Source organism: Cellulomonas sp. NS3, from assembly GCF_024757985.1.
Taxonomy (GTDB): domain Bacteria; phylum Actinomycetota; class Actinomycetes; order Actinomycetales; family Cellulomonadaceae; genus Cellulomonas_A.
Window position 1 is genome coordinate 902,588 of record NZ_CP103289.1, and the last position, 26,102, is coordinate 928,689.

Below are 26,102 nucleotides of genomic sequence, written 5' to 3' on the forward strand. Positions count from 1 at the left end.
CCGCGCCCTCCCAGCGGTCCCGAGCAGCACGCCTGACGTCGTCGCGATCCCGGGCTACCATCATCAGGCGGCGGGAACGCGCTTTCCCACCGGGTGCGACGACGCCCCGGAGCGACGTCCGGCGCCGCCGAGGAGACCCGCGTGACCGACGTGCCGACCACCGTCCCGCAGCCCACGACGCGCCCCGCCGGCGAGCAGCCCGCGATGCAGGCCGCCCTGCAGCCCGCGGCCGCGCAGCACGGCACCGCCCCCTCGCGGCGCCGCCGCTACGCCGTCGCGGGCACCGGGCACCGCGCGCAGATGTACGTGGACGCCGTCCTGGGTGACCACGCCGACGTCGCGGAGCTGGTCGCGTGGTGCGAGCCGAACCCGGCGCGGGCCGACTGGTACGACGTGCGGGTCGGCGCGACGCTCCCGCGCTACGCCCCCGACGACCTCGAGCGCATGGTCGCCGAGCAGCGAGTCGACACCGTCGTCGTGACGAGCCCCGACCACACGCACGCCGACGTCGTCGCGCGCGTGCTCGACGCGGGCGCCGACGTGGTCGTCGAGAAGCCCCTCACCATCGACGCGAACGGCTGCCGCCGCATCACCGACGCGATCGCACGGACCGGCCGCGACGTCGTCATGACGTTCAACTACCGGTACTCGCCCCGCAACTCCGCGCTGCGCGAGGTCATCGCGTCGGGCGTGATCGGCGAGGTCACGTCGGTGCACTTCGAGTGGGCGCTCGACACCGTGCACGGCGCCGACTACTTCCGCCGGTGGCACCGCGAGAAGGTGCACTCCGGGGGGCTGCTCGTGCACAAGTCCAGCCACCACTTCGACCTGGTCAACTGGTGGCTCTCGGACGTGCCGGTGCGCGTGTACGCGTCGGGCGCGCTCCGGTTCTACGGCGACAAGAACGCCGAGGTCCGGGGACTCGGGGAGCGCCCCGCGCGGGGCACGGGGAACGCCGGCGACCCGTTCGCGCTCGACCTGACCAAGGACGCCCGGCTGCGGGCCCTCTACCTCGACGCCGAGCACCACGACGGCTACGTGCGCGACCAGGACGTCTTCGCCCCCGGCATCACGATCGAGGACAACATGGCGGTCCTCGTCGACTACCGCCGCGGCGCGACGCTCACGTACTCGCTCAACGCGCACAGCCCCTGGGAGGGGTACCGGGTCACGGTGAACGGGACCGCCGGACGAGCCGAGCTCGAGGTCGTCGAGCGCGGCGCGGTCGTGGTGGACGACGAGGGGAACGCGGTGCTCGACCCGAGCGCGACCCCCGGCGGCGCCACCGTGGACCCGGTCCGGCCCGAGGGGGAGCGCCTCGTGGTGCAGCGGCACTGGGAGCGCGCCGTCGAGCACCCCATCCCGGTCGGCGAGGGCAGCCACGGCGGAGGCGACGCGATCCTGCTGGCCGACGTCTTCCGCGGCCCGTCGGCCGACCCGCTCGGGCGTCCCGCGGGCTTCCTCGACGGCGTGCGGGCGGTTTCGGTGGGCATCGCCGCGAACCAGTCGATGCTGACGGGGCAGCCGGTGCGCGTCGCCGACCTCGGGCTGGGGGCGGACCTGACGGCGCCCTGAGCCCGGGACCGCAGGTCACCCGGACGGCCCAGGTCGAAGGCCCGGGCTCCGTATGCTGCGGGCTCCCGCCCCACCGACCGAAGGCCCTGCCGTGCACCGTCCCGCCCGCACCCGCCGTGCGCGCCTCGCCCTCGTCCTGGCCGTCACGACGGCGCTCACGCTGACCGCCTGCACGGCCGACGCGGACGACCCGGACGCCGCCGGGTCCGCGAGCCCGACGCCGACCGGGCCGACCCCGCAGACGGTGGTGGCCACTGGCTCGGGCGCGACGGGGTACACGCGGGTGGAGACGACGGTGTACCCGCTCGTGCGCAGCGGCGAGCACGTGGTGCTCACGCTCGACGTGACGGCGGTGACCCCGTCGGACGCGGAGGCGAGCGACGACGACCGCCTGTTCGCGGGCACGGTGTTCTGGGACGCGTCGGAGGCGCCGCTGGACCGCCAGGGCAGCACGGGGTTCCGGCTCCTGGACCTCGAGCGCGACCTGGTGTACCTGCCCGCGGTCGACGACGAGCCCCGCACGGTCGGCGTCGGCAACGAGTGGGCCTACGAGCTGCCCTTCGGCGTCCCGCGCCGGATCCAGCTGGCGTACGCAGCACCCGAGGCGGACGAGCTCGCGCTCGTCGTGCCGGGCGTGGGCGTCGTCCCCGACGTCCCGGTGATCGACGGCGAGGTCCCCGGCCCGCAGGCGCCGGCGACCTCCGAGCAGGACGCCCCCGACGGCAGCCCGACGACGAGCGCGACCTCCTCGCGCACCTCGACCCCGGAGCCGACAGGCCCCGAGCGGGAGCCCATCGACCTCGGGTCGGTCGTCGCCGCCGACGTCGTCCCGCTGACCACCTCGACGTTCGAGACGGAGACGCCCGACGTGCGCCGGGACGAGGACGTCGAGCGCCTGACGGTCGCGCTCGGCAGCGACGTGCTCTTCGCGAGCGAGTCGGCCGAGCTCTCGCCCGAGGCGCGGGTGGCGATCGACCGCGCCGTCGTGCTGCTGCGCGAGCGCGGGGCCGGCCAGGTCCAGGTCGTCGGGCACACCGACTCGGTCGCGGACGACGCGTCCAACCAGGTGCTCTCGGAGCAGCGGGCGGCGTCGGTCGCCGCGGTGCTGGGGACGCTGCTCGACCCGGCCGGGTACCCGCTCGTCGTGTCGGGCGCGGGGGAGCGGCAGCCGGTCGCGACGAACGACTCGCCCGAGGGGCGCCAGCAGAACCGCCGGGTCGAGCTCACCCTCGAGACGGAGCGGCTCGTCGAGGCGCTCGCCGTCGACGAGCGGCCCCTGCCGCCGGCGCCGAAGCGCACCGGGACCGGCGCGGAGGGCGTCCTGCTCGACTCCGCCGAGGACCCCGAGTACCTCGTGCGCGCACCGAGGGCCTACCTGCTCGACGGGCACCTCGTGGTGCCGTTCGAGGTGACGCCGTACCCGCCGGGCACCCAGCAGGTGAGCCTGCCTGCCTACTTCGGTCCGACTCCGGGCGACCTCATGACGAACGTGGTGCTGCTCCAGGGCGGGACGGCGATCCGACCGCTGCAGTACGCCCAGACGCACCGGGGCGAGCTCGCGAGCGCGGGCTGCGTGTGCGACGTCGACGTCAAGCAGCAGATCGCCGCGGACGACACCGCGACGTTCACGGTGGTGTTCCCCGAGCTCGGGACGCCGGAGGCCGTGATGCTGCAGGTGCTCGGTGGTGGCTTCCGACTGACGGACATCCCGGTCGACCGGTCCTGACCTCCGGCGGACCGAGCGGGGAGGACCGCGGGAGGGCCCGAGGAGATCACCTCATGTCCGGGCGCGTCCGGCCGATACGCAGGACGACCCGTGACGACTGGAGAAGCGTGATCAGCAACCGGACCAAAGCCCGCCTCGGCGTGCTCGTCCCCCTCGTGGCCCTCGTCGTCGTGTGCGTGGCGGCCCGCAGCGCGACCTCCCGCGCGGCGGCGCAGCTCGCGGGCGGTGACACCGAGGCCGCGTCCGTCACTCTCGCGTCGCTCGGCTGGCTCGTCTGGGTGCCGGTGCTCGTGCTGATCCCGGCCGTCGCGTTCGCGATGTGGGCCCAGGTCAGCGTCACCGCACCGCTCAAGCGCACCGGTGAGTTCCTGCGCCTCGTCCACTCGGGCGACCTCACGACCCGCCTGGAGGCGCTGAGCAACGACGAGCTCGGCCAGATGGGCAGCGCGCTCAACGGCACCGTCGACTGGATGGCGACGACCGTGCGCGGCCTCCGGACCAGCGCGGGCGCGCTGCGCCAGTCCGCCGACCGGCTCGCGGGGGTCAGCGGCTCGATGACGGGCGCGGCGAGCACGACGGCGACGCAGCTCGACATCGTCGACGAGGCGGCGCGCGGCGTGACCGCGGACGCCCAGACGGTGGCCGCGGGCGCCGACCAGATGCGCCAGGCCATCAACGAGATCTCGCACAACGCCGGCCAGGCCGCGCTCATCGCGGACGACGCGGTGCGGGCGGCGTCGGCGGCGCAGGAGACGGTGGGCCGTCTCGGCGACGCGAGCGCGGAGATCGGGCAGGTCATCAAGCTCATCACGTCGATCGCCGAGCAGACGAACCTCCTCGCGCTCAACGCGACCATCGAGGCGGCGCGTGCGGGCGAGGCCGGCAAGGGGTTCGCGGTCGTCGCGAGCGAGGTCAAGGAGCTCGCCCGCGAGACGGCGACCGCGACCGAGTCCATCACCACGCAGGTCGGGTCGATCCAGTCCCAGACGGGACGTGCGGCGACCGAGCTCGCGAGCGTCACGGACGTCATCAAGACGATCTCGGAGTACCAGGCGAGCATCTCCGCCGCGGTCGAGGAGCAGTCGGCGACGACCGCGCACATGTCCCGCGCGGTCGCGGGTGCAGCGGCGGGCTCCGAGCGCATCGCGAGCTCGATCTCGTCGGTGCGGTCCGCGGCCCGCGAGGCCCAGGACGGTGCGGCGGCGACCGAGTCGGCGGCGCGCGAGATGCGCGAGCTCTCCGGCGAGCTGCTCGCGATGGTCTCGACGCTCAAGGCCTGACGCGATCCCCGGACGCGCATCGGGCGCAGACCCGCACGCAGCCCGACGCACGACGACGCCCGCCCGACCCCTGCCGTGAGCGGGGGCGGGTGGGCGTCGTCGTGCCCGGGTGCGCCGGGCGCCGCGGGCGCGTCAGGTGTCGATGCGCCGGCCCGTGCGGGACACGCCCTCCATGTCCTCGAGCGCGATGCCCTTGGTCTCCGGGACCTTGGTGAGCACGAACACGAAGGACAGCGCCGCGAAGATCGCGTACATCAGGTAGGGCCCGGTCGCGCCGAACCGCTCGAGCATCGGCGGGAACGAGACGGTGATGAGGAAGTTGGCGATCCACTGGCACGCGGCGGCGACCCCGAGGGCTGCGGCGCGGATCCGGTTCGGGAACATCTCGCCGAGGAGCACCCACACGATCGGGCCCCACGACGCCCCGAAGAAGACGACGAACGCGTTCGCCGCGACGAGGGCGACGACGCCCCACGGCTCCTCGAGCCGCACGTCGGCCCCGGTCCCCGTGGAGTTCGTGAACGCGAGCGCCATGAGCCCGAGGGAGACCGCCATGCCCGCGGAGCCGGTCAGCAGGATCGGACGGCGCCCGACCCGGTCGACGAGCCCGATCGCGATGAACGTCACGAGCACGTTCGTCACCGCCGTGCCGACGGTCACCACGAACGAGTCGGACTCCTCGAAGCCCACGGCCTGCCACAGCGTGACCGAGTAGTAGAAGATCACGTTGATCCCGACGAACTGCTGGAACACCGACAGCAGGATGCCGACCCACACGATCGGCAGGAGCCCGAGGACGGGGCCGCGCAGGCTCGCCTGCTCCGCGAGCGCCTTGTCCGCCTGGATGGTCCGCTCGATCTGGTGCACGCGCTCGACGGGGTCCTCGTCGGCCCCGGAGACCGAGCGCAGCACCTTGACGGCCTCGTCCCTGCGGCCCGCGGCGACCAGGAAGCGCGGAGACTCGGGGATGCGCAGGGCCAGGACGCCGTAGACCGCGGCGGGCACGACGGCCACGAGGAACATCCAGCGCCAGGCGTCGAGCCCGAACAGCGACGGCTCGGCGGCCCCGCCCGCGGTGTTGGCGAACACCGCGTCCGAGAGCAGGGCCGCGAAGATGCCGATCGTGATCGCGAGCTGCTGGAGCGAGCCCAGGCGCCCGCGCATCGCGGCCGGCGCGATCTCCGCGATGTACGCGGGGGCGATGACGGAGGCGATGCCGATGCCGAGGCCGCCGACGACGCGCCACAGGATGAGGTCGTAGACCGAGAAGGCGAACGCGGCCCCGATCGACGACACGAAGAACAGGATCGAGCCGAGCAGCATCACCTTCGTGCGGCCCCACCGGTCGGCGAGGCGCCCGGCGCCCCACGCGCCGAGCGCGCAGCCGAGCAGCGCGACGGCGACGGCGAAGCCGGTGACGGCGGCGCTGAGTGCGAACTCGCCCTCGATCGCCTCGACCGCGCCGTTGATCACCGAGCTGTCGAAGCCGAAGAGGAACCCGCCGACGGCCGCGGCGACCGCGAGGCCGACGGCCTTGCCGTGCGACGGATGGCGGCCCGACGCCCCCGCCGAGCCCTGCGACGGTCGTGCAGCGGATGACGACATGGCGACGCCCTTTCCCTTGCTGGCCGATCACGGTCGGCGGCGCGGGAACCGTCCTCGCTGACGACGTGCGCTGCAGGATCGACCTGTCTGACAATCTAACGATGACCACCTCAGACGGCGCGGCGAGGCGTCCACGACGCCCGGCGATGCTCGACCCCCGACAGGCCGACGAGCTCCCTGGCGACATCGACCCCGCCCTGCGCTCGGAGATCGCGCACACCACGGCGGGCGCGATCGTGCACCAGGGCCGCAGCGCCGGCGACGACCCCGAGCTCGTCGCGCGGCTCGTGCGCCTCGTGGAGGCCGAGGGCCTCGACGTCGTCGCCGCGATGTGGGCGGACAGCCCCGCGGGGACGCTGCCCGGCGCGCTGTGGCGGCTGTACGTGCTGCGCGAGTGGGTCCGCCGCGACCCGCAGACGCTCGCGGAGCGCTACCGCCTGGGCGTCGAGGCGGCCCCGGTGCACGACGTCGTCGCCGGCGTCGCGAGCCCGCCCGGGCCCGGTGACCTGCGCGACCTCGCCGACGCGGTGCTCTCGGGCGTGTACACCGGCGACCTCGCGGTCGCGCTCGAGCGCGGGGCGGCGTTCTGCCGGGTGCTGGCGACGGGTGCCGCGTTCGACGCCGACCACCTCGAGGTCACGGACTCGGACGCGGCGCACCGCCTGACGCGCGGCGCGTCCTCGCTCGTGCGCACCGCGGAGGAGCTCGAGCACGCCGCGAGCCTGTGGCGCGCGGAGCGGCTCGAGTGACCGGCCCCGAGGTGCGTCCCCGCGTGCCCGACGACGCGCCGGGTCACGGCGCGGGACCGGACGGCGCGTTCCCGCGTGCTGCCGGGCCGGACGACGCGTTCCCGCGTGGTGCCGGGCCGGACGACGCGTTCCCGGGTGGTGCCGGGCCGGACGACGCGCGAGGTCCCGGCGCGGCCGAGCCGGAGCACGAGGGTGCGCTCCGGTCGGTCCGGGCGTGGCTCACGCGCCTGCCACGGCCGGTGCGCGTCCCGCTCGTCGTGGTCACGGGCACGGTCCTGCTGCTCGCGGGCGCGGCGATGCTCGTGCTCCCCGGGCCGGGGCTGCTCGTGATGTTCGCGGGCGTCGCGGTGCTCGCGGCCGAGTTCCCGTGGGCCGGGCGGCTCGTGGTCCGGATCCGGCTGCTCGCGACGCGGGTCTGGGTCCCGGTCCGGAGGTGGCTGCACCGCCGCGAGCGGTGAGCCGCCACCGGCCGTCCCGGGCGCGCCGGTCACCCGTGCGGGTGCCCGGCGCGCCGCATCCGGGTGACGCGCGTCGCCGTCCGCCGCGGTCCGCCGGTCCCGGCAGCGGCGTGCGGGTGGCCCCGCGGTGCTCGGCGAGGCGTGGGTCTCGTCACAGCGACCGGCCAGAAGGACGGGCGTACAGTTGGTCCCGACGCCGGGTCGCGGTAGCCCCGGGCTCCACTTGAAGCCGCCTCGAGCGGCCTTCGCGCCGACAGGCGCTCCCGGCCCGGCGTCACTCACCCCCCACCGCGACGTCGCGTGCTGTACAGACTCAGGGTTGCGTGTTCACCCGAGCGTTGCCCTAGCCTGTCTGCGACATGCGTCCCCTTCACCGGAGCCTCCCGTGCGCCTGCGCCTGACCCCGCGCGACACCTCGTTCTTCGACCTCCTCGCAGCATCGGCGGCTCATCTGGTCACCGGCGCCAACCTGCTCGGCGAGCTCCTGGGCGCCGACCGTCAGACCCGCAAGGAGATCGGCAAGCGCATCAGCGACGCCGAGCACCTCGCGGACGAGGCCACCCACACGATCATGCGCCGGCTCAACCAGACGTTCGTGACGCCGTTCGACCGCGACGACATCTACAACCTCGCGTCGGCGCTGGACGACTGCATGGACTTCATGGAGGAGGCCGCCGACCTCATCGTGCTCTACAAGCTCGACGGTCTGCCGGCCCGGGTCTCGGACCAGGTCCAGGTGCTGCAGCGCGCCGCGGAGCTCACCGCCGAGGCCATGCCGCGGCTGCGCTCGATGGAGAACCTGTCCGACTACTGGATCGAGATCAACCGTCTCGAGAACCAGGCGGACAAGGTCCACCGCAAGCTCCTCGCGCAGATGTTCGACGAGATCACCGACCCCATCCAGCTCATGAAGCTCAAGGAGGTCGTGGAGAAGCTCGAGGACGCCGCCGACGGCTTCGAGCGTGTCGCGAACATGGTCGAGACCATCGCGCTCAAGGAGTCCTGAGCTCGGTGGAGACTGCGCTCGTCATCGTCGTCGTCGCGTTCGCACTCGGCTTCGACTACACCAACGGCTTCCACGACGCGGCGAACGCCATCGCGACCTCGGTCTCGACGCGCGCGCTCACGCCGCGCGCGGCGCTCATCATGGCCGCGGTGATGAACTTCGCCGGCGCGCTGCTGGGCACCGAGGTCGCCGAGACGATCGCGAAGGAGATCGTCAACCTCGACGAGTCGCCGTCGTCGCACTACGCGCTCGTGGTGGTGCTGTGCGCTCTCGTCGGCGCGATCACGTGGAACCTCATCACGTGGTGGTTCGGGCTGCCGTCGTCGTCGACGCACGCGCTGATCGGCGGCCTCGTGGGCGCCGGCCTGGCCTCCGGGCTCCCGATCTACGGTGAGGCGATCTACAGCAAGGTCGTCCTGCCGATGATCTTCTCGCCGCTCATCGGCTTCGGTCTCGCGTTCTTCCTCATGGTCGCGGTGCTCTGGGTCGTGCGGAACAACGCCCCCGCCAAGACGACCCGCCGGTTCCGCCTCGCGCAGACGGCCTCCGCCGCCGCGATGGCGCTGGGGCACGGCCTGCAGGACGCGCAGAAGACGATGGGCGTGATCTTCCTCGCGCTGCTCTCGGTCGGCTGGGCCAGCCCCGACGACGGCATCCCGCTGTGGGTCAAGCTCTCGGCGGCCGCCGCGATCTCCGCGGGCACGTACGCGGGCGGCTGGCGCATCATGCGCACGCTGGGCCGCAAGATCATCGAGCTCGACCCGGCGCGCGGCTTCGTCGCCGAGTCCGTCGCGGCGATCGTGCTCTACGTCAACGCGTTCGCGCTGCACGCGCCGGTCTCGACGACGCACACGATCACGTCGGCGATCATGGGCGTCGGCGCGACGAAGCGCCTCTCGGCCGTGCGCTGGGGCGTCGCGAAGAACATCGGCGCCGCGTGGGTCCTGACCATCCCGGCCGCCGCTCTCGTGGCCGCGGTCATCTTCTGGATCCTGAGCCCGATCCTCAACTGACGCCCGGCGGGCCGCCGGCCGTCCCGCGGGCTCAGTCGTGCCGGACGGGCGTGTGCCGCTCCGTGGCGACGAGCCGCGGGCCCTTCGGCGAGTCGACGACGTGCGCGACGAGCATCTCGCCGGGCCGCAGGAACGGGTCCTCGTGCGGCAGCGCGTCGGCCACCGCGCGGCGCGAGTGCTGCGCGAGCACGTCGAGCACCGTCGGCAGCACCGGGCGGTGCGTGCACACCACGACGTCGCGCCGCGAGCCCAGCAGCGTCCCGACGAGCGCGGCGACCCGCGCGGGGGAGTCCTCGTGGCGTGACTCGGTGAGCTCGGGGACGAGCCGCGGCACCAGGTGGGTCGCGCCCGCGTACGGCGCGAGGGTCTGCGTGCACCGGGCCCAGTGGCTCGTCACCAGGTCGGTGACGCCGAACGCCGAGAGCACGGGCACCATCTGCTCGGCCTGCTCCTGACCGGTGCGCGTGAGCGGCCGGTCGTCCTCGCCGCCGGGCCAGCTGCTGCGCTTGCGCGCCTGCCCGTGCCGGGCCACCACGAGCACCCGCGTGTCGAGCCGCTGCTTCGCGTGCTCCGCGAGCAGCACGTCGAGCGGCTCGCGGTCCTCCGTGCGCGTGAGCTTCTTGCGGGCCACGTCCGCGTCGACCCAGCGCACGGCGTCGATCTCGTCGCGCGACGCGCGCGGCACCGGCGGGCGGGCCAGCAGCGCGGGGCCGTCGGGCCGCCCGGCGACCTGGGCCGCCCAGTAGTGCACGCGCTTGAGGCGGCCGTCGGAGATCCGGTACTCGAGCCCGGGCAGGCGTCGCCCGAGCACGACGTCGTGCCCCGTCTCCTCGGCGACCTCGCGGACCGCGGCGACCGCCGGCGTCTCCTCGCCCTCGAGCTTGCCCTTGGGCCAGGACCAGTCCTTGTAACGAGGACGGTGCACGAGCGCGAGCTGGAGCCGCTCCTGGCGCACGCGCCACACCAGGGCCCCCGCGGCCTCGACGACCGTCTCCGGAGCGTCCCTCGCCGTCGTGCTCACCGGCTCCCCGGGCGGCGCCGCTGACGCTGGATGAGCGCGGTCTGCTGGTCGAGCAGCGGTGCGCCGTCGGGGCCCGTGTGGTGCCGCGTCCACGTGCCGTCGGCCCCGAGGTGCCAGCTCGACGTGCCCTGGTCCATCGACTCGTCGAGGAGGCTGACGAGCTCCGCGGTCTGGTCCGGGTCGGCGAGCCGGACGAGCGCCTCGACGCGCCGGTCGAGGTTGCGGTGCATGAGGTCGGCGGAGCCGATGAACACCTCGGGCCCCTCCTCGTCCGGCTGCGAGCTCCGTGAGGACGGGATGCCGTCGGACGCCGCGAACGCGAAGATCCGCGCGTGCTCGAGGAACCGCCCGAGGATCGACCGCACGCGGATCGTCTCGCTGAGCCCTGGCACACCCGGGCGCACCGCGCAGATCCCGCGCACCACGAGGTCGACGGGAACGCCCGCCTGCGACGCGCGGTACAGCGCGTCGATCACGGCCTCGTCGACCATCGAGTTGACCTTGATCTTGATCCACGCCGGCTTGCCCGCACGCGCGGCGGCGGCCTCGCGGTCGATGCGCTCGACGAGCCCCGAGCGCACCGAGCGCGGCGCCACGAGCAGCCGGTGGAAGCGCGACTTGGGCGCGTAGCCCGAGAGCTGGTTGAACAGGCGCGTGAGGTCCTGGCCGACGTCCGGGTCGCACGTGAGCAGCCCGAGGTCGGTGTAGAGCCGCGCGGTCTTCGGGTTGTAGTTGCCGGTGCCGATGTGGCAGTAGCGGCGCAGCCCGTCGGGCTCCTGGCGCACGACGAGGCTCAGCTTGCAGTGCGTCTTGAGCCCGACGATCCCGTAGACGACGTGCACGCCGGCCTGCTCGAGCTTGCGGGCCCACGAGATGTTGGCCTGCTCGTCGAACCGGGCCTTGATCTCGACGAGCGCGAGGACCTGCTTGCCGGCCTCGGCCGCGTCGATCAGCGCGTCGACGATCGGGGAGTCGCCCGACGTCCGGTACAGGGTCTGCTTGATCGCGAGCACGTGCGGGTCGGCGGCGGCCTGCTGCAGGAACGTCTGCACGGACGTCGAGAACGAGTCGTACGGGTGGTGCAGCAGGATGTCGCGGCGGCGGATCGCGGCGAACGCGTCGCTCGCCGACGCGCTCTCGACCTCCGCGAGGTACCGGTGCGTCGAGCCCGCGAAGCGCGGGTTCTGCAGCGCCGGGCGGTCGAGGTCCGCCACGAGGTTGAGGCCCGTGTGGTCGAGCGGCGCGGGCAGCTCGTAGACCTCCTCGTCGACGACCCCGAGCTCGCGCACGAGCAGGTCGCGGATGCGCGGGGAGATCCCGTCGGCGAGCTCGAGGCGCACCGGCGGGCCGAAGCGGCGGCGCAGCAGCTCCTTCTCCATCGCCTGGAGGAGGTTCTCGGCGTCGTCCTCCTCGACCTCGACGTCCTCGTTCCGGGTGACGCGGAAGGTGTGGTACTCGACGACCTCCATGCCCGGGAACAGGTGGTCGAGGTGCTGGGAGATGACGTCCTCGAGCGGCACGAACGACGTCGGGCCCATCTCGACGGCCGCGGCCTGGTTGCTCGGGCGCCCCCGTGCGTCGACGGCGATGTACCGGGGGAGCAGCGGCGGGACCTTGACGCGCGCGAAGTGCTCCTTGCCGGTCTGCGGGTTGAGCACCACGACGGCGAGGTTGAGCGAGAGCCCCGAGATGTACGGGAACGGGTGCGCCGGGTCGACCGCGAGCGGCGTGAGCACCGGGAAGATCTGCTTGCGGAAGAACTTGTGCAGGCGCTCCTGCTCGTCGTCGCCGAGCTCGTCCCAGCGGGCGAGCGTGATGCCCTCGGCGGCGAGCGCGGGCTGGACCTGCTCGGTGAAGCAGCGGGCGTGGCGGGCCATGAGCTCGTGCGCGCGCACGCTGATCGCCTCGAGCACCTGGCGGGGGCTCAAGCCCGACGCCGCGGTCACCGCGAGCCCCGTCGCGATGCGCCGCTTGAGGCCGGCGACGCGGACCATGAAGAACTCGTCGAGGTTCGAGGCGAAGATCGCGAGGTAGCGGACGCGCTCGAGCAGCGGCTGCTCGGGGTCCTCGGCGAGCTCGAGCACGCGCTGGTTGAACGCGAGCCAGCTGATCTCGCGGTCGAGGAACCGGTCCTCGGGCAGCGGCTCGTCCTCGGCGGAGTCCGCGTGCGCCGCGGCCGGCTCGTCGGCGATGTGCTCCGCGATGTGCGCGGCGAGCTCGGGCGGCAGCGGGCGCGGCCCGGGACGCCCCGTGACGTGGTCGACCGGCGCCTCGGCCGGGTCGGCCGGGGGGAGCGGCACGGCGCGCGTGGCCTCGGCGAGGGTCACGGCGTCGTCCGGTGTCTCGACCACCGCGGCGGCCGCGGACGAGGCGCGCGTCGTGCGGGCCGAGCGGGTCGTGCGCGTGCGGCGTGCTGGCGTGGCGTCGGTCATCGTTCCATCGTTCCACTCGGAGGTGAACCGGGGGTGTCCGGCAGGGTGGGCGGGTCCGTGGGGCCCGGGGGCAGCGGCGCACGCTCGGGCGACCCGAGCAGCACGTCGACGGCGCTGCGCACGAAGCCCGCGCGCGTGTAGGTGCGCACCGCGGCGATGTTCTCGCGCTCGGTGTACAGGATCACCGAGCGCAGCCCGCGACCGGCGAGGTGCTCGAGCGCGAGGGCCGTCAGCGCGCCCCCCAGGCCGAGGCCCTGCGCGTCCGGGTCGACGCCGAGCGCGTAGATCTCGCCGACCGCCTCGGGGCTCGTCGCGTCGGGGGCGTGCACCTTGGTCCACAGGGACGCGAGCAGCGTGCCGTCGCGCTCGGCGAGCAGCAGGCCCGCGGGGTCGAACCACGGCTCGGCCTCGCGGGCGCGCAGGTCGGCGAGGGTCATCCGGCCCTGCTCGGGGTGGTCGGCGAATGCGCGCGCGTTGACGCGCAGCCACGCGTCCTCGTCCTGCCCGGGGACGAACGTGCGGACGCGCACGCCGTCGGGCAGGGGGCGCGCGGGCTCGGGGTGCGCGGGCCGGGGGCCGGGCGCCGCGGTCGGGGCGTCGGCTGGGACCCGCCCGTCAGCCGCCGCCTCCGGTGCCGGGGGCGCGAGGTCGAGGCGCATCTGCCACAGCTCGCGCACCGGCACGAGCCCGTGCCGCGCGGCCAGGGCACGCGCCGCGGGGAGGTCGCCGTGCGCCCAGACGGCGAGCGCGCCATGGGCGTCCCCGGCGGCGACCGACCCGGCGCCGCCGAGCAGCGCGGTCCCGGTCCCGCGGCGGCGGGCGTCCGGGGCGACGACGAGCTCGGCCGTCGGGTCCGGGGTCGCCGCGAGGTCGACCTGCGCGTAGCCGAGCAGCGATCCCGCCTCGTCGCGTGCGAGCACGTGGCGGACGTCGGCGGCGGCGTCGGAGAGCCACAGGAGCGGCTGCTCCGACAGCGGTGCGACCCCGTCGACGGCCTGCGCCGCCTCGGCGACCCGGCGCACGTCGGCGGCCACCGCCTCGGCGAGCGGGCCGGTCACGACGTCGAGGGCCACCATGCGGCTCATCCCACCACGGGGCCCGGGGTTCGCGCAGGGCGACGAGCCGGACCGCGCCTCACGAGGGCAGGGCCGCCTGCGCGAACCGGGCCGCGCGCGCGAGCCGGTCGCCGAGCCCGGGCGGCACCTCGTCGGGCAGGGCGTCGAGCGGCCACCACGCGACATCGGTGCTCTCGTCGCTCACCGTGACCACGTCCGCCGGGTCCGCGAGCACCACGAACCCGACGTCGAGGTGCCACGCGCACCGCGCGAAGCCGTCGCCGAGCGCGTGCCGGTCGAGGTCGGCCGCACGGGTCGTCGGGACCCGGGCGTGCGTGACCCCGGTCTCCTCGCGCAGCTCGCGGAGCGCGGCGGCGAGCAGGTCGGCGTCGCCCGCGTCGAGGTGGCCGCCAGGCTGGACCCAGAACCGTCCCTTGCGGTGGAAGCACAGCAGCGCCCGCGTGAGCGACGCGTCGAGCACGAGCGCGCTCGCCGTCACGTGCTCGCGGAGCTCCCGGCCGAGCGCGGCGTCGCCGTGCGCGGCCAGGTGCGCGAGCACGCCCGCGCGCACGTCGGCCGCCCCGGGCCCGTCGGTGCCGAGGTCCGTGACCACGCGCCGGGCGTCGTCCAGCAGCGCGCTCACGTGGCCGTCGCCCGCACCGCCGCGGCCGCCGCCGACGCCGGCCACTCGTCGGAGAGCATCGCGAACACGAGCTCGTCCGACCACTCGCCCTTGAACAGCTCGTTGCGGACGAAGTGCGCCTCGTGCCGCAGCCCGAGCCGCGCCGCGAGCCGCGCGGACGCGCCGTTGCGGGCGTCGAGCCGCGCGACGACCCGGTGCAGCCCGAGCCCGTCGAACCCGAGGCCGAGCAGCGCCGCCGCCGCCTCGTTCGCGTACCCGCGGCCCTGCACGTCGGGGTGCAGCACGTACCCGATCTCCCCGGCGGCGTGCACGACGCTGTGGAAGAACAGCACGACGTCGCCGACGAGCCGCCCGGTCCCGCGCTCCTCGACGCCGAGCGTGAGCGTCTGCCCCGCGTCCGTCAGCTCCCGTCGCGCCCAGTCGGCCGCGAGCCGGGCGCGCAGGACCTCGCGCGTCATCGGCTCGAACGGCAGGTAGCGGCACACCTCGGGGTCGCCGCGGTACGTGAGCATCGCGTCGAGGTCCGCCTCGGTCAGCGGCCGCAGCAGCAGGCGCCGGGTGGTGATCGGGTAGGTCGGTCGCAGGTGCACGGCGCCCAGCCTGGCACCCCACGACGGCGGCCGGTACTCACCCCCAGTCGCAGGCCAGGTCGGCGTCGGCGACGATCCCCGCGACGGGCCGGTCCCACGACCGCACGAACGTCTCGGCGTCCTGCGCGCTCGCGAAGTAGAGGACCCGACCCCACCACTGCACCCCCGGGTCGAGCGTCAGCGCCTCGACCGCGTTGCTCACGCACGCGAGCGGGGTGCCCCCCGCCCAGTACCCGAGGCCGGCGAGCTCCTGGTCCTGGGGCCCGTCCACGGGTGGCAGGCCGGCGGCACCGTCCGAGACCTCGAGCACCACCGCCCACCACGGGCCGGGACCGCCGTGCATGACCTCCTCCTCGCCGACCGACGGCGGCCACGTCGGTGCGGGTGGCGCGGCGACCGGCGGCGCGGGCGTGCTCGGCGTCGGCGGGGGTGCCGGCGTGCGGCTGGGGGAGGGCGTGACGGTCGGGGACGGCGGCACGTCAGGTCCTCTCCTCGTCCGGCCGTCACCTGGGTCAACGGAGACCTCCGCCGGAACGTTGGGTGCAGCCTGCCGGGCGGGCCGCCCGATCCGCACACCACCCCCGCGACGTCTCCTCGGATTGGTCCCCGTCCCGGTGGGAGACTGGGGCGGTGCCCCCGACGACCCTGCCCCGCCGTGTGCGGGTCGTCGGGATCAGCGGCGCGGGCAAGACCACGACCGCGCACGAGGCCGCCCGGAGGCTCGGCGTCCCGCACCTCGAGCTCGACGACGTCTTCTGGCTCCCGGGCTGGCAGCTGCGCGAGCTCGACGACGGGTTCCGGGAGCTGCGCGAGCGGCTCGCGCAGGCGCCGGACGGCTGGGTCGCGTGCGGGAACTGGCACACCCGGGTAGGGCCGCTGCTCGACGACGTGGAGCTCGTGGTGTGGCTCGACCACCCGCGGTGGCTGGTCATGGCGCAGGTCGTGCGCCGGACGCTCGTGCGGGCCGTGACGCGGCGTGAGCTCTGCCACGGCAACCGCGAGCTCTGGTCGGGGGTGGTCGCGCGGGACCCCGAGCGCAACATCGTGCTCTGGACCTGGACGCGGTACGCGAGCACGCAGGAGCGGTACCGGGCGCTCGCGGCGGAGGGCTCCGTGCCCGTGCTCCGGCTGCGCGGGCGGCGCGCGGTGCGTGCGTGGCTCGACGGGCTCGGGGGTGCGGCGTGAGCGGCACGGTGCCGGCGGCCGACCCGAGGTCCGCGGCCCACCCGACGTCCGGCACCGCCCCGACGTCCGGGACCGCCCCGACGACCGCGGCTGCGCCGGGGCCGCTCGCGCCGGACGTCGACGTCGTGGTCATCGGCGCGGGGCAGGCCGGGCTGTCCGCGGCCTTCCACCTGCGGCGCGTCGGGTTCGTCCCGCACGCCGAGGCCGGGCGCACGCGGTCCGGCGCGCGCGGCACGTTCGTCGTGCTCGACGCCGACGCGGCCCCGGGCGGGGCGTGGCAGCACCGCGCGGTCGGGCTGACGATGGCGCACGTCCACGGCGTCCACGAGCTGCCCGGCTCGGTGCTCCCCGACGCCGGCCCCGGCGACCTCGCGCGCGACGTCATCCGTGCGTACTTCGCGGCGTACGAGGCCGAGCACGGGCTGCACGTGCGCCGCCCGGTGCACGTCCGCGCGGTGCGGGACGTCGGGGGACCGGACCGGCTGCTCGCCGTCGAGACGGTCGAGTCGCCGGGCGCGGCGGGCCGTGGCGCCGACGCCGGGGCCGACGACGGGCCGCGGCGACGCACCGACCCGGGGCCGCGGGCGCGCACGTGGCGCGCGCGGGCGGTCGTCAACGCCACCGGGACCTGGACCAAGCCGTTCTGGCCGGCCTACCCGGGCCGCTCGACCTTCCGCGGCCGCCAGCTGCACTCGCGCGACGTGCACGACGTGGCGGACCTCGCCGGCGACCGCGTGATCGTCGTCGGCGGCGGGACGTCCGCGGTGCAGCTGCTCCTCGCGCTCGCGGACGTCGCCGCGCGCACGACCTGGGTCACGCGGCGCGAGCCCCAGTGGATCGACGACGCCGCGCTGACTCCCGAGCTCGGGCGCGAGGCGGTCGCGCGCGTGGCGGAGCGCACCGCGGCGGGCCTGCCGCCCGAGAGCGTCGTGAGCGTCACCGGGCTGCCGCTCACCGACGCGTACCGGGCCGGCATCGCGTCGGGCGTGCTCGTCCGCCGCCCCATGTTCGCCCGGCTCGTGCCGCGCGGCGCACGCTGGGAGGTCGGGTCGGTGCCCGACGACGTCCCGGTGTACGTGCGCGCCGACACGATCGTCTGGGCGACGGGGTTCCGCTCGGCCCTCGACCACCTCGCGCCGCTGCGCCTGCGCGGACCCGGCGGGGGGATCGTCATGGAGGGCACGCAGGTCGCCGCCGACCCGCGGCTCCAGCTCGTCGGGTACGGCCCGAGCGCGTCGACCGTCGGCGCGAACCGGGCCGGTCGCGAGGCGGTGCGGAACCTGCGGCGCGCGCTCGGGGTCTGAGCGCGGGGGTCGGTCTCAGGCCGGGCCGACGCCGGTGCCGCCCTGCACGCCGGCGGCCCGGCCCCGCACGCCGGCGGCCCGGCCCCGCACGCCGGCGGCCCGGCCCCGCACGCCGGCGGCCCGGCCCCGCACACCGGCGGCTCGGTCCCGAGGGATCGGGACCGAGCCGCCGGTGTCGTGCGGTGTCGCCTGACCTGGCGTCAGCCGGCGTGCGTCAGCCCGCGGTGCACGCCACCGGCACGGCGCCGGTCGGAGCCGTGCCCGCGCCGATGAAGCCGTACGTCGTGGTCGCGCCCGCGCCGAGCAGGCCGTTCCACGCCGCGTTCTTCACCGTGTTCGTCGCGCCCGAGGCCGAGTGCGTGCCGCTCCACAGCTGGGAGACGGTGCTGCCCGCAGGGAGCTGGAAGGACGTCGTCCAGCTACCGATCATCTTCGAGCCGGCCGTGACGGTGACGGACGCCTGGTAGCCGCCGCCCCAGCTGTTGCCGACCTTCAGCGTCGCGGAGCACGCGCCGGTGCCCTGGGTGGCCGTCGGGGTCGGCGTCGGGGTGGCCGTGGGGGTGGGCGTCGGCGTCGGGGTCGGGGTCACGGTGACCGTGGGGGTCGGCGTGGGCGTCGGGGTCGGGCCGCCGAAGATGGTGGCCGTCTTCGCGGTCGCCTTGATGCCGTTGGCGCCGTTGAACAGGCGCGTGCCCCACGGGGACAGCGCGTTCTTGTTGAAGCCCGTCACGAGGTCCAGGTACTCGACGCCGCCGCCGTTGCCGCTCCACGACCAGCCGAGCCAGCCGATGCCGCGCGCCTGCGACTCCGCGAGGATCGTGTCCTCGTCCGGGTTGCCGTCGGAGTGGTCGAACCCGAACTCGCCGACGATCAGCGGCAGGTTCTTGGCCTTGAACGCGTCCAGGTACGCCGTGATCGTCGAGGCCTGCGCGTACACGCCGTACATGTGCACCGAGAAGACGGTGTTCGCGTCGGGGTCGGCGGCGAAGATCGCGGCCGCGTTGTCGCGCATGATGCCGGCCCAGTCCTGGCCCCAGTTCGGCGCGTCGACGACGATCGTGTTCCTGATGCCGGCGGCGCGCAGGCGCTTGATCGCGGCCTGGTTGTCGGCGACGTAGCTCGCGTTGGTCGTCGCGTTGTTGCCGTAGGGCTCGTTGCCGATGTTGACCAGGACGTAGTCCTCCTGGCCGACGACGGCGTCCTTGACCGAGATCCAGTAGTCGGTCGCCTTCGCGAGCGTCGTGGCGCCGGACTGCTCGCCGTAGCCGGTCGTGTCGTGGACCTCCAGGATCGAGATCATCTTGTTCGCCTTGGCCAGCGAGATGACGTTCTTGACGTCCGCGACGTCGTTCCTGGTCCAGCGGTCGCCGTTGGACAGGACGGTCCGGACCGAGTTCGCGCCGAGGCTCGCCATGTCCGCGAACGACTGCGTCTGCGTCGCGTACCAGGTGTGGGCGTGGTTGACGCCCCGGAAGACGAACGGCGTGCCGTTGCGCTCGACGAGCCGGCCGTTCGCGACGTGCAGCCCGACGGGGTCGGCCGCGGTCGCCGACGTCGCGGCACCGACGGGGAGGATCAGCGCGGCGGCGAGCGCGCCCGCGACCCAGAGTCGATTCCTCATGTACTTCCTCGTTCCCAGCGCCATGTTCGTGGGCACGACGGCGCGTCAGCCTCGATGGCGGCTCTGCGTCGTTGCTGACGGGGACAGCCCGTCGTGCCGCGCACCTGGGGGTGCGTCGGGGGTCTGCCTATCACCCGCTCAGCGGCGTCCTCGATGGACGAAGCGTTTAGGCGCCCGGATCCCGGCGGTCCTGAGACGCACTCCCTGACAACGGTGGACACCGCCCTCGTGCGACACCTTCGTGGGCCCGGCGAGCGCGGGGCGCCGCACGCGCCGCCGCGCGCGGTCTCGGGTCCCGGCTCAGCCGGAGGGCGCGTCCTCGGCCCCTCCGGCGGCGAGCCTGGCGAGCACGAGCCGGAGGCGGGCGGCGTCCGCCCTCGAGAGCACCGAGTGCAGGAGCTCGTCCTCGACGGACCTGACCGCCCGCTTGACCGTCCCGTGGAGGGACCGGCCGGCCGGGGTCAACCGGACGGCGAGCTGGCGCTGGTCGCTCGCACGCTCGCGGGTGAGGAGCCCGCGGGACGCCAGCTCGTCCAGGTGCCGGCCCAGGCGCGTGGGGTCGCGCCGCGTGCGCTGCGACAGCTCGACCTGCGACACGACGTCGTCCGAGGCCAGCGCGCTGAGGATCGTGTACTCCCACATCGACAGGCCGGCGTCGCGCAGGATCGGCTCCTCCAGCGCGGCCAGCCGCGGGAAGAGCTGGGCGAGCAGCGCGCCGAGGTCCGGCTCGTCCGCCGGTGCGGGTTCCTCGGGCATGGACACTCCTCCTCCAATCATCTACCGTGGTAGACGATCTGGTCTCGCGACGCGAACTCGGCCACGCCCGTGCACGGGCTCGGCCTCCCGCTCCACCGGCCTCGGCCAGCATGTCGAGACCGCCGACATCTGAAGCGAGGACACGCGGTGGACACCCTGGCGTTGCACACCCTGACCGACGATCTCGCGTCCCTCCTCTCGGAGGTCACCGTGAGCGACCTCGACCGGCCGGTGCGGGAGCCGTTCGGCGACCTGGGCGACCTCTACCTGCACCTCCTCCGGCAGGCCGTCGACCGAGCGGCTGCCGTCGTCGGCGCGCCGATCCCGCGGGGCACGTGGCACGACCCGCTCGACCGGCCGGCGCTCGGGGGCTCCGCGGACCTCTCGGGCGACTGCGGCCTGGACCGGGCGTACCGGAGGACGGCTGACCTCCTGGAGGACGCCTTCGCGTCGGCGGGCGACGGCGCCGCGTCCTCCCGGCCCGGCGGCTCCACCGAGGCCGTCGACCTGGCCGCGCTCTACGACATCCACGCGTGCGAGACGCTCGTCCACACCTGGGACGTGGCGCAGGCGCTCGGCCTCGCGTACCGACCCGCCCCGGACGCTGCTCGACGAGCGCTGCGGACGATCGTCCTCGCGCCGTCGCACGCGCTCCCCACGCGGGCCGCGACCGCGGCCGCGGAGGAGGACGACGCCACGTTCGAGTGCGTGCTCCGGCTGTCGGGGCGCAGGCTCAGCGCGTCGTCGGCGGGCCGGTGACGACGGCCGCCCCGAGGTGACCTCGGCTCTCGTCCCACGTGGTCCGACCTGACGCCGACCGTCCCCCGGACGCCACGGAGCCCCGTCGTCCGCGTGGACGACGGGACTCCCGTCGGTGCTCCGCCCGCGCGCCGCACCCAGCCGGGGCGCGACGCCGCACCGGCCCGGTGCGCGTCCGGCTCAGTCCGCGCTCGACGCCGACGGCGTGTTCAGGCCCGCGGTGATGAGGTCCATGACCGAGGAGTCCGCGAGCGTCGTCGCGTCCCCGACGGCGCGGTGCTCCGCGACGTCGCGCAGCAGGCGCCGCATGATCTTCCCCGAGCGGGTCTTGGGCAGCTCCTGGACGACGAGGATCGTGCGCGGCTTCGCGATCGGGCCGATCTCCTTCGCGACGTGCGCGCGCAGCTCGGCCTGGACGTCCATCCCCGACTCCTGCGCCGCCGCACCCTCCTCGCTGCGCAGGATGACGAACGCGACGACCGCCTGGCCCGTCGTCTCGTCGTTCGCGCCCACGACGGCCGCCTCCGCGACGATCGGGTGCGAGACGAGCGCCGACTCGATCTCCGTCGTCGAGAGTCGGTGGCCCGAGACGTTCATGACGTCGTCGACGCGTCCCAGCAGCCAGATGTCGCCGTCCTCGTCCTTCTTGGCCCCGTCGCCGGCGAAGTACCTCCCGGGGAACCGCGACCAGTACGTCTCGCGGAACCGCTCCTCGTCGCCCCAGATGCCGCGCAGCATCGACGGCCACGGCTCCGTCAGCACGAGGTAGCCGCCCGCGCCGTTCGGCACCGGCTGCGCGTCGTCGTCGAGCACGTCCGCCGCGATGCCGGGGAGCGGCACCTGCGCCGAGCCCGGCTTCGCCGTCGTGACGCCCGGGAGCGGGGAGATCATGATCGCGCCGGTCTCGGTCTGCCACCACGTGTCGACGATCGGGGCCTTGTCGCCACCGATGACCCGCCGGTACCAGGTCCACGCCGCCGGGTTGATCGACTCGCCCACCGAGCCGAGCAGGCGGAGCGACGACAGGTCGTGCGCCGCCGGGATCTCCTCGCCCCACTTCATGCACGTGCGGATCGCGGTCGGGGCGGTGTAGAGGATCGACACCTTGTACTTCTCGACGATGCTCCACCAGCGGCCCTTGTCCGGGGTGTCCGGGGTGCCCTCGTAGATGACCTGCGTCGCGCCGTTGACCAGGGGCCCGTACACGACGTACGAGTGCCCCGTGACCCAGCCGATGTCGGCGGTGCACCAGTACACGTCGGTCTCGGGCTTGAGGTCGAAGACCGCGCGGTGCGTGAACGCCGTCTGGGTCAGGTACCCGCCGGTCGTGTGGAAGATGCCCTTGGGCTTCCCGGTGGTGCCCGACGTGTAGAGGATGAACAGCGGGTGCTCGGACTCGACCTCGACCGGCTCGTGCGTGTCGCTCGCGGAGTCGACCACGTCGTGCCACCAGACGTCACGGCCCTCGGTCCAGGCGACGTCCTGGCCGGTGCGGCGCACCACGAGCACGTGCTCGATCGACGGGGTTCCCTTGTCCAGGGCCTCGTCGACCGCGGGCTTGAGCGCGCTCGCCGAGCCGCGCCGGTAGCCGCCGTCGGCGGTGATGACGAGCTTCGCCTCGGCGTCGAGGATGCGCGAGTGCAGGGCCTCCGCGGAGAACCCGCCGAAGACGACGGAGTGCGGCGCGCCGATCCGGGCGCACGCGAGCATCGCGACGACGGCCTCGGGGATCAGCGGCATGTAGATCGCGACCCGGTCGCCCGTGCCGACGCCCAGCGCGGTGAGCGCGTTCGCGGCCCTCGAGACCTCGCGCTGCAGGTCGGCGTACGTGATCGCGCGCGCGTCGCCGGGCTCGCCCTCGAAGTGGAGCGCGACGCGGTCGCCGTTCCCGGCCTCGACGTGCCGGTCGACCGCGTTGTACGCCGCGTTGAGCCTCCCGTCGCCGAACCAGCGCGCGACGGGGGCGCCGGACCAGTCGAGCACCTCGGAGAAGGGTGTCGACCAGCTGACGAGCTCGCGGGCCTGGTCGGCCCAGAACCCCAGGCGGTCGGCCGCCGCCCACGAGTACACCTCGGGGTGGACGTTGGCCTGCGCCGCGAACTCGGGGTCCGGCGGGAACCGGCGGTCCTCCGTGAGGAGGTTCTCGATGTCCGAGGACTCGGGGTGCGTGGGTTCGGCGGCCTGAGCCACGATGTACCTCCTGCGCAGCGACGATGGTGCGAAAGGGACGAGACGTCCCCGTCCGTCGCACTCTAGTAGGACGAAAGTCCCTCGCGTGGCCCTGTCGCGCTCCCGCTCGCCGGTGCCCCGCCCCGCGCCTGCGGTTCGCGGGGCGGCCGGTCCCGGGGCCTCAGGACGCCTCGGCCGCCGCCCGGTCGGCCTCGGCCGCGTGCGCCCCGTGGCGCGCGCGCCAGTCGCCGATCGCCTTGCCGCGCCGCCGCGACTGCCACGCCGTGAGCCCAGCGACGAGCACGAGCACCCCGGTCAGCAGGACGGTGCCGGACGTGGCGGCCACGGTGGCGTTCCCGCCGGTCGTGCGCCAGCTCGTGCCGTCGAGCAGCGCCAGGACCGTGTCGCGCGCGAGCGACGGCGCGTACAGGAACACCCCGCCGGCGACGGCCGTCACGAGCCCGCCCACGATCGGCACGGTCGGCGACCACACCCCGAGGTAGACGGTCGCGGCGAGCAGCAGCACGCCGACGGAGACCAGCACGATGCCGACGACGTCGGTCGACGCGTCCCAGCCGTCCGTCTGCGCGACGAGGATGCGGGACTCGCCGACGAGCGCGACCGCGAGCCCGGCCGGCACGAGCACGAGCCCGACGACCGTGCCGAGGAGGTGGCCCGCGGGCCCGGTGCGGCGCGGTGCGTGCGGGCCGGGGAAGAGGTCCTCGCGGTCGTCGGTGGCGCGGACCGCCGGCTCCGGGCCGGTCGTCCCGGGGGTCCCGGGGGGCGTGCTCCCGGGGCGGGGGTCGGAGGTGCTCATCGCCGCTCCTTCGTGCGTCAGCGGCGCCGTCGAGCGGCACCGTCCGAACTCACGGTAGGGCGGGCTCCCGCACCTCGCGCGTCGCCGCACCGGGCGCCGTGCGCGTGTCGCCGCGCCGGACGTCGGGGTGGGGGACCGTGTCGACGACGGCGACCGGGCCGGCGCCGTCGACGGCCGCCTCGACGCGGACCGGCGCGGTCGGGGGGACGGGTGCGGGCGCGGCCGCCGGGAGCGACGCGGCGAGCAGGCCCGGGGCGGGGCGCGCGCAGTACGCGTAGGAGGCGCCGACCAGCAGGCCGCCGCCCACGAGGTTGCCGAGGCCGACGAGGGCGACGTTGCGCCCGAGCTCGAGCCACGTGGCGCCGGGGAGGCCGCCCAGCAGACCGAACGAGAACGTCGTCATGTTCGCGACCACGTGCTCGAACCCCGACGTGATGAACACGGCCACGCACGCGAAGATCATCACGAGCCGTGCGCCCTCGCTGCGGAGCCGGGCCGCGCACCACACCGCGAGGCAGACCATGAGGTTGCACAGCACGCCGCGGAAGAACAGCTGCGTGCCGGTGAGCGCGGCCTTGTGCTCGACGATCCGGGCGATCGTCTGCCCGGCCGCCGTCGACGGCCCCAGCGCACCCGACAGGTGCACGGCGGTCGCGAACACCATCGCGCCCAGCAGGTTGCCGGTGAGGCACACGAGCAGCGTCGCCCCCGCCCGGCGCCACGAGACGGTGCCGCGCATCGCGCCCTGGGTCAGGACCATCATCGCGGAGGTCGCGAGCTCACCGCCCGCGACCACGACCACCGCCAGCGCGACCCCGAAGACGAGACCCTGCACGAGCGGCGCCCACGGGGACCCGGCGACGGCGAGCGGTCCGCCCGCGGTCGTGAGGATCACCACCCCGATGCCGATGTACGCGCCGGCGAGCATGGTCTGGACGAGGTAGGCCAGCGGGCGCCGTGCGAGCGCGATCTTGGTGACCGCGGCGTGCGCGTGGTGGTCCGCCGCCTCGGCGATCGTGAGCATGCGTCCAGCGTGCCGCCCCGCGCGGTGCCGACCCTGGGACGAAAGCCCGGGCCCGGGCGGCCGGCGGGTGCGGCTCGCGGGCCGTGCCGGTCGCGTGGCGTCACCGTGCGAGACGTTCGCGACGTGCGACCGCACGCGCCGGGGCTCGGGCGTGCGGCGGCACGCGACGTCGGGAATCGAGCCCGACCCCGGGGCGTTGGTCCCGCCGTGACCCTCCTCTTCGAGCCGCTGACCCTGCGCGGCACCACGTTCCCCAACCGCGCGTGGCTCGCGCCGATGTGCCAGTACTCCGCGACCGACGGCCTGCCGGACGACTGGCACCTGGTGCACCTCGGCGCGCGGGCAGCCGGCGGCTTCGGCCTCGTGATCGCCGAGGCGACCGCGGTCGTCCCCGAGGGGCGGATCAGCCCGCAGGACACCGGGCTGTGGAACGACGCGCAGGTCGCCGCGTGGTCGCGGATCACGGACTTCGTGCGGGCCCGCGGCTCGTACTCGGGGGTCCAGCTCGCGCACGCCGGGCGCAAGGCGTCGACGTACTCGCCGTTCGCCGCGGACCGGGGCACCGTGCCGGCGTCCGAGGGAGGCTGGGCGAGCGTCGGGCCGTCCGCCCTCGCGTACCCCGGGCTCGAGGTGCCCGCCGAGCTCACCGACGCCCAGGTCGAGGCGGTGCCCGGGCAGTTCGCCGCGGCGGCCCGCCGGGCGCTCGCCGCCGGCTTCGACGTCGTCGAGCTGCACGCCGCGCACGGCTACCTGCTGCACGAGTTCCTCTCGCCGCTGTCGAACACCCGCACCGACGAGTACGGCGGCACGCTCGAGAACCGCGCCCGCCTCCTGGTCGAGACGACCGACGCGGTCCGCGCCGTCTGGCCCGACGAGAAGCCGCTGCTCGTGCGCTTCTCCGCGACCGACTGGGCCGAGGGCGGGCTCACGGTCGAGGAGGTCGGGCTCGTCGCCAAGGAGCTCGCGGGGCACGGTGTCGACCTCGTCGACGTCTCGACCGGCGGCAACGTCCCGGCGTCGATCCCCGTGGGACCCGGCTACCAGGTCCCCGCGGCGCGGGCCGTGCGCGAGACGTCCGGTCTCCCCGTGGCCGCCGTCGGGCTCATCACGACCGCCCACCAGGCCGAGCAGGTCCTCGTCGACGGCGCGGCCGACGCCGTGCTGCTCGGGCGGGTGGCGCTGCGCGACGCGTCGTGGCCGCTGCGCGCCGCGCACGAGCTCGGGGTCGACGCCACGGGGCTCACCCCGCCGCAGTACGGGCGTGCCTGGGGCTGAGACCCGCAGCCCCAGGTCCGGGGCGCATGCGCGGGCGCG

23 protein-coding genes are annotated in these 26,102 nt (G+C 74.8%); 11 read left to right on the plus strand and 12 right to left on the minus strand.

The window, feature by feature from the left end; translation table 11 throughout:
• The first annotated feature begins 204 nt into the window (after nucleotides 1–204).
• From NXY84_RS04260 to NXY84_RS04270, 3 genes are all read left to right on the plus strand, one after another.
• Nucleotides 205–1,575 (plus strand): Gfo/Idh/MocA family protein, encoded by a 1,371-nt coding sequence (locus NXY84_RS04260; RefSeq protein WP_258727111.1) that lies wholly within the window; start codon nucleotides 205–207, stop codon nucleotides 1,573–1,575.
• A 91-nt stretch (nucleotides 1,576–1,666) separates the two neighbouring features.
• Nucleotides 1,667–3,301, plus strand: a complete 1,635-nt coding sequence (locus tag NXY84_RS04265) for an OmpA family protein (RefSeq protein ID WP_258725922.1) — start codon at nucleotides 1,667–1,669, stop codon at nucleotides 3,299–3,301.
• Nucleotides 3,302–3,408: 107 nt separating this feature from the next.
• Nucleotides 3,409–4,581: a methyl-accepting chemotaxis protein gene (locus NXY84_RS04270; protein WP_258725923.1), complete on the plus strand. Its 1,173-nt coding sequence runs from the start codon at nucleotides 3,409–3,411 to the stop codon at nucleotides 4,579–4,581.
• A gap of 132 nt (nucleotides 4,582–4,713) precedes the next feature.
• Here NXY84_RS04270 and NXY84_RS04275 read toward each other — a convergent pair whose 3' ends face one another.
• A complete protein-coding gene (locus NXY84_RS04275) occupies nucleotides 4,714–6,186 on the minus strand; it encodes a sugar porter family MFS transporter (protein WP_258725924.1) in 1,473 nt (490 codons plus the stop codon).
• 146 nt (nucleotides 6,187–6,332) lie between these two features.
• Here NXY84_RS04275 and NXY84_RS04280 point away from each other — a divergent pair, with 146 nt between their 5' ends.
• From NXY84_RS04280 to NXY84_RS04295, 4 genes are all read left to right on the plus strand, one after another.
• The gene (locus NXY84_RS04280) at nucleotides 6,333–6,935 is read left to right on the plus strand and encodes a hypothetical protein (RefSeq protein WP_258727112.1); all 603 of its coding nucleotides are present in this window, start codon (nucleotides 6,333–6,335) and stop codon (nucleotides 6,933–6,935) included.
• Between the two features lie 23 nt (nucleotides 6,936–6,958).
• Nucleotides 6,959–7,393, plus strand: a complete 435-nt coding sequence (locus NXY84_RS04285) for a PGPGW domain-containing protein (protein ID WP_258725925.1) — start codon at nucleotides 6,959–6,961, stop codon at nucleotides 7,391–7,393.
• A gap of 385 nt (nucleotides 7,394–7,778) precedes the next feature.
• Complete coding sequence (locus NXY84_RS04290) at nucleotides 7,779–8,399, plus strand: DUF47 domain-containing protein (protein ID WP_258725926.1); 621 nt, start codon at nucleotides 7,779–7,781, stop codon at nucleotides 8,397–8,399.
• 5 nt (nucleotides 8,400–8,404) lie between these two features.
• Nucleotides 8,405–9,412: an inorganic phosphate transporter gene (locus NXY84_RS04295; RefSeq protein WP_258725927.1), complete on the plus strand. Its 1,008-nt coding sequence runs from the start codon at nucleotides 8,405–8,407 to the stop codon at nucleotides 9,410–9,412.
• A 31-nt stretch (nucleotides 9,413–9,443) separates the two neighbouring features.
• Here NXY84_RS04295 and NXY84_RS04300 read toward each other — a convergent pair whose 3' ends face one another.
• From NXY84_RS04300 to NXY84_RS04325, 6 genes are read right to left on the minus strand one after another with little or no spacing between them, the layout of a single operon-like run.
• Nucleotides 9,444–10,433, minus strand: a complete 990-nt coding sequence (locus tag NXY84_RS04300; RefSeq protein ID WP_258725928.1) for an NUDIX hydrolase — start codon at nucleotides 10,431–10,433, stop codon at nucleotides 9,444–9,446.
• Complete coding sequence (locus NXY84_RS04305) at nucleotides 10,430–12,865, minus strand: RNA degradosome polyphosphate kinase (RefSeq protein ID WP_258725929.1); 2,436 nt, start codon at nucleotides 12,863–12,865, stop codon at nucleotides 10,430–10,432. The genes NXY84_RS04300 and NXY84_RS04305 overlap by 4 nt, the downstream gene beginning before the upstream one ends.
• A complete protein-coding gene (gene mshD, locus NXY84_RS04310) occupies nucleotides 12,862–13,950 on the minus strand; it encodes a mycothiol synthase (protein WP_309485055.1) in 1,089 nt (362 codons plus the stop codon). The genes NXY84_RS04305 and mshD overlap by 4 nt, the downstream gene beginning before the upstream one ends.
• Nucleotides 13,951–13,999: 49 nt before the next feature.
• Nucleotides 14,000–14,563, minus strand: a complete 564-nt coding sequence (locus NXY84_RS04315) for an NUDIX domain-containing protein (protein ID WP_258725930.1) — start codon at nucleotides 14,561–14,563, stop codon at nucleotides 14,000–14,002.
• Nucleotides 14,560–15,153: a GNAT family N-acetyltransferase gene (locus NXY84_RS04320; protein WP_258725931.1), complete on the minus strand. Its 594-nt coding sequence runs from the start codon at nucleotides 15,151–15,153 to the stop codon at nucleotides 14,560–14,562. The genes NXY84_RS04315 and NXY84_RS04320 overlap by 4 nt, the downstream gene beginning before the upstream one ends.
• A 37-nt stretch (nucleotides 15,154–15,190) precedes the next feature.
• Complete coding sequence (locus tag NXY84_RS04325; protein WP_258725932.1) at nucleotides 15,191–15,631, minus strand: hypothetical protein; 441 nt, start codon at nucleotides 15,629–15,631, stop codon at nucleotides 15,191–15,193.
• A 152-nt stretch (nucleotides 15,632–15,783) separates the two neighbouring features.
• On the opposite strand from NXY84_RS04325, the gene NXY84_RS04330 reads away from it, so the two are divergent.
• Nucleotides 15,784–16,338 (plus strand): toxin, encoded by a 555-nt coding sequence (locus tag NXY84_RS04330; RefSeq protein ID WP_258725933.1) that lies wholly within the window; start codon nucleotides 15,784–15,786, stop codon nucleotides 16,336–16,338.
• The gene (locus tag NXY84_RS04335; RefSeq protein WP_258725934.1) at nucleotides 16,335–17,642 is read left to right on the plus strand and encodes an NAD(P)-binding domain-containing protein; all 1,308 of its coding nucleotides are present in this window, start codon (nucleotides 16,335–16,337) and stop codon (nucleotides 17,640–17,642) included. The genes NXY84_RS04330 and NXY84_RS04335 overlap by 4 nt, the downstream gene beginning before the upstream one ends.
• A 214-nt stretch (nucleotides 17,643–17,856) precedes the next feature.
• Here the strand turns inward: NXY84_RS04335 and NXY84_RS04340 are convergent, their stop codons facing one another.
• Nucleotides 17,857–19,263 carry a cellulase family glycosylhydrolase gene (locus NXY84_RS04340; protein ID WP_258725935.1) on the minus strand — a complete coding sequence of 469 codons (1,407 nt, stop codon included), beginning with the start codon at nucleotides 19,261–19,263 and terminating at the stop codon, nucleotides 17,857–17,859.
• 300 nt (nucleotides 19,264–19,563) lie between these two features.
• Nucleotides 19,564–20,019, minus strand: a complete 456-nt coding sequence (locus NXY84_RS04345) for a MarR family winged helix-turn-helix transcriptional regulator (protein ID WP_258725936.1) — start codon at nucleotides 20,017–20,019, stop codon at nucleotides 19,564–19,566.
• Between the two features lie 147 nt (nucleotides 20,020–20,166).
• Between NXY84_RS04345 and NXY84_RS04350 the strand changes: the two genes are divergently transcribed.
• Nucleotides 20,167–20,778, plus strand: coding sequence for a maleylpyruvate isomerase N-terminal domain-containing protein (locus tag NXY84_RS04350; protein WP_258725937.1), 612 nt, complete (start codon nucleotides 20,167–20,169; stop codon nucleotides 20,776–20,778).
• A 180-nt stretch (nucleotides 20,779–20,958) separates the two neighbouring features.
• Here the strand turns inward: NXY84_RS04350 and acs are convergent, their stop codons facing one another.
• The 3 genes from acs to NXY84_RS04365 all read right to left on the minus strand — a co-directional run bounded on the left by acs (nucleotide 20,959) and on the right by NXY84_RS04365 (nucleotide 24,788).
• Nucleotides 20,959–22,968 carry an acetate--CoA ligase gene (acs, locus tag NXY84_RS04355; RefSeq protein WP_258725938.1) on the minus strand — a complete coding sequence of 670 codons (2,010 nt, stop codon included), beginning with the start codon at nucleotides 22,966–22,968 and terminating at the stop codon, nucleotides 20,959–20,961.
• Between the two features lie 160 nt (nucleotides 22,969–23,128).
• Entirely contained in the window at nucleotides 23,129–23,764 is a 636-nt protein-coding gene (locus NXY84_RS04360) for a hypothetical protein (protein WP_258725939.1), read from the minus strand.
• 49 nt (nucleotides 23,765–23,813) lie between these two features.
• Nucleotides 23,814–24,788 (minus strand): formate/nitrite transporter family protein, encoded by a 975-nt coding sequence (locus NXY84_RS04365; RefSeq protein WP_258725940.1) that lies wholly within the window; start codon nucleotides 24,786–24,788, stop codon nucleotides 23,814–23,816.
• Nucleotides 24,789–24,995: 207 nt separating this feature from the next.
• Between NXY84_RS04365 and NXY84_RS04370 the strand changes: the two genes are divergently transcribed.
• Nucleotides 24,996–26,063, plus strand: a complete 1,068-nt coding sequence (locus NXY84_RS04370; protein WP_258725941.1) for an NADH:flavin oxidoreductase/NADH oxidase — start codon at nucleotides 24,996–24,998, stop codon at nucleotides 26,061–26,063.
• The last annotated feature ends 39 nt before the right edge of the window (nucleotides 26,064–26,102 follow it).

What these genes read in the sequence shown, in the direction of transcription:
- NXY84_RS04260 (WP_258727111.1), top strand. Translation starts at nt 205, where the DNA reads ATGCAGGCCGCCCTGCAGCCCGCGGCCGCGCAGCACGGCACCGCCCCC.
- NXY84_RS04275 (WP_258725924.1), bottom strand. Translation starts at nt 6,186, where the DNA reads ATGTCGTCATCCGCTGCACGACCGTCGCAGGGCTCGGCGGGGGCGTCG.
- NXY84_RS04280 (WP_258727112.1), top strand. Translation starts at nt 6,333, where the DNA reads ATGCTCGACCCCCGACAGGCCGACGAGCTCCCTGGCGACATCGACCCC.
- NXY84_RS04305 (WP_258725929.1), bottom strand. Translation starts at nt 12,865, where the DNA reads ATGACCGACGCCACGCCAGCACGCCGCACGCGCACGACCCGCTCGGCC.
- mshD (WP_309485055.1), bottom strand. Translation starts at nt 13,950, where the DNA reads ATGAGCCGCATGGTGGCCCTCGACGTCGTGACCGGCCCGCTCGCCGAG.
- NXY84_RS04340 (WP_258725935.1), bottom strand. Translation starts at nt 19,263, where the DNA reads ATGAGGAATCGACTCTGGGTCGCGGGCGCGCTCGCCGCCGCGCTGATC.
- NXY84_RS04345 (WP_258725936.1), bottom strand. Translation starts at nt 20,019, where the DNA reads ATGCCCGAGGAACCCGCACCGGCGGACGAGCCGGACCTCGGCGCGCTG.
- NXY84_RS04360 (WP_258725939.1), bottom strand. Translation starts at nt 23,764, where the DNA reads ATGAGCACCTCCGACCCCCGCCCCGGGAGCACGCCCCCCGGGACCCCC.
- NXY84_RS04365 (WP_258725940.1), bottom strand. Translation starts at nt 24,788, where the DNA reads ATGCTCACGATCGCCGAGGCGGCGGACCACCACGCGCACGCCGCGGTC.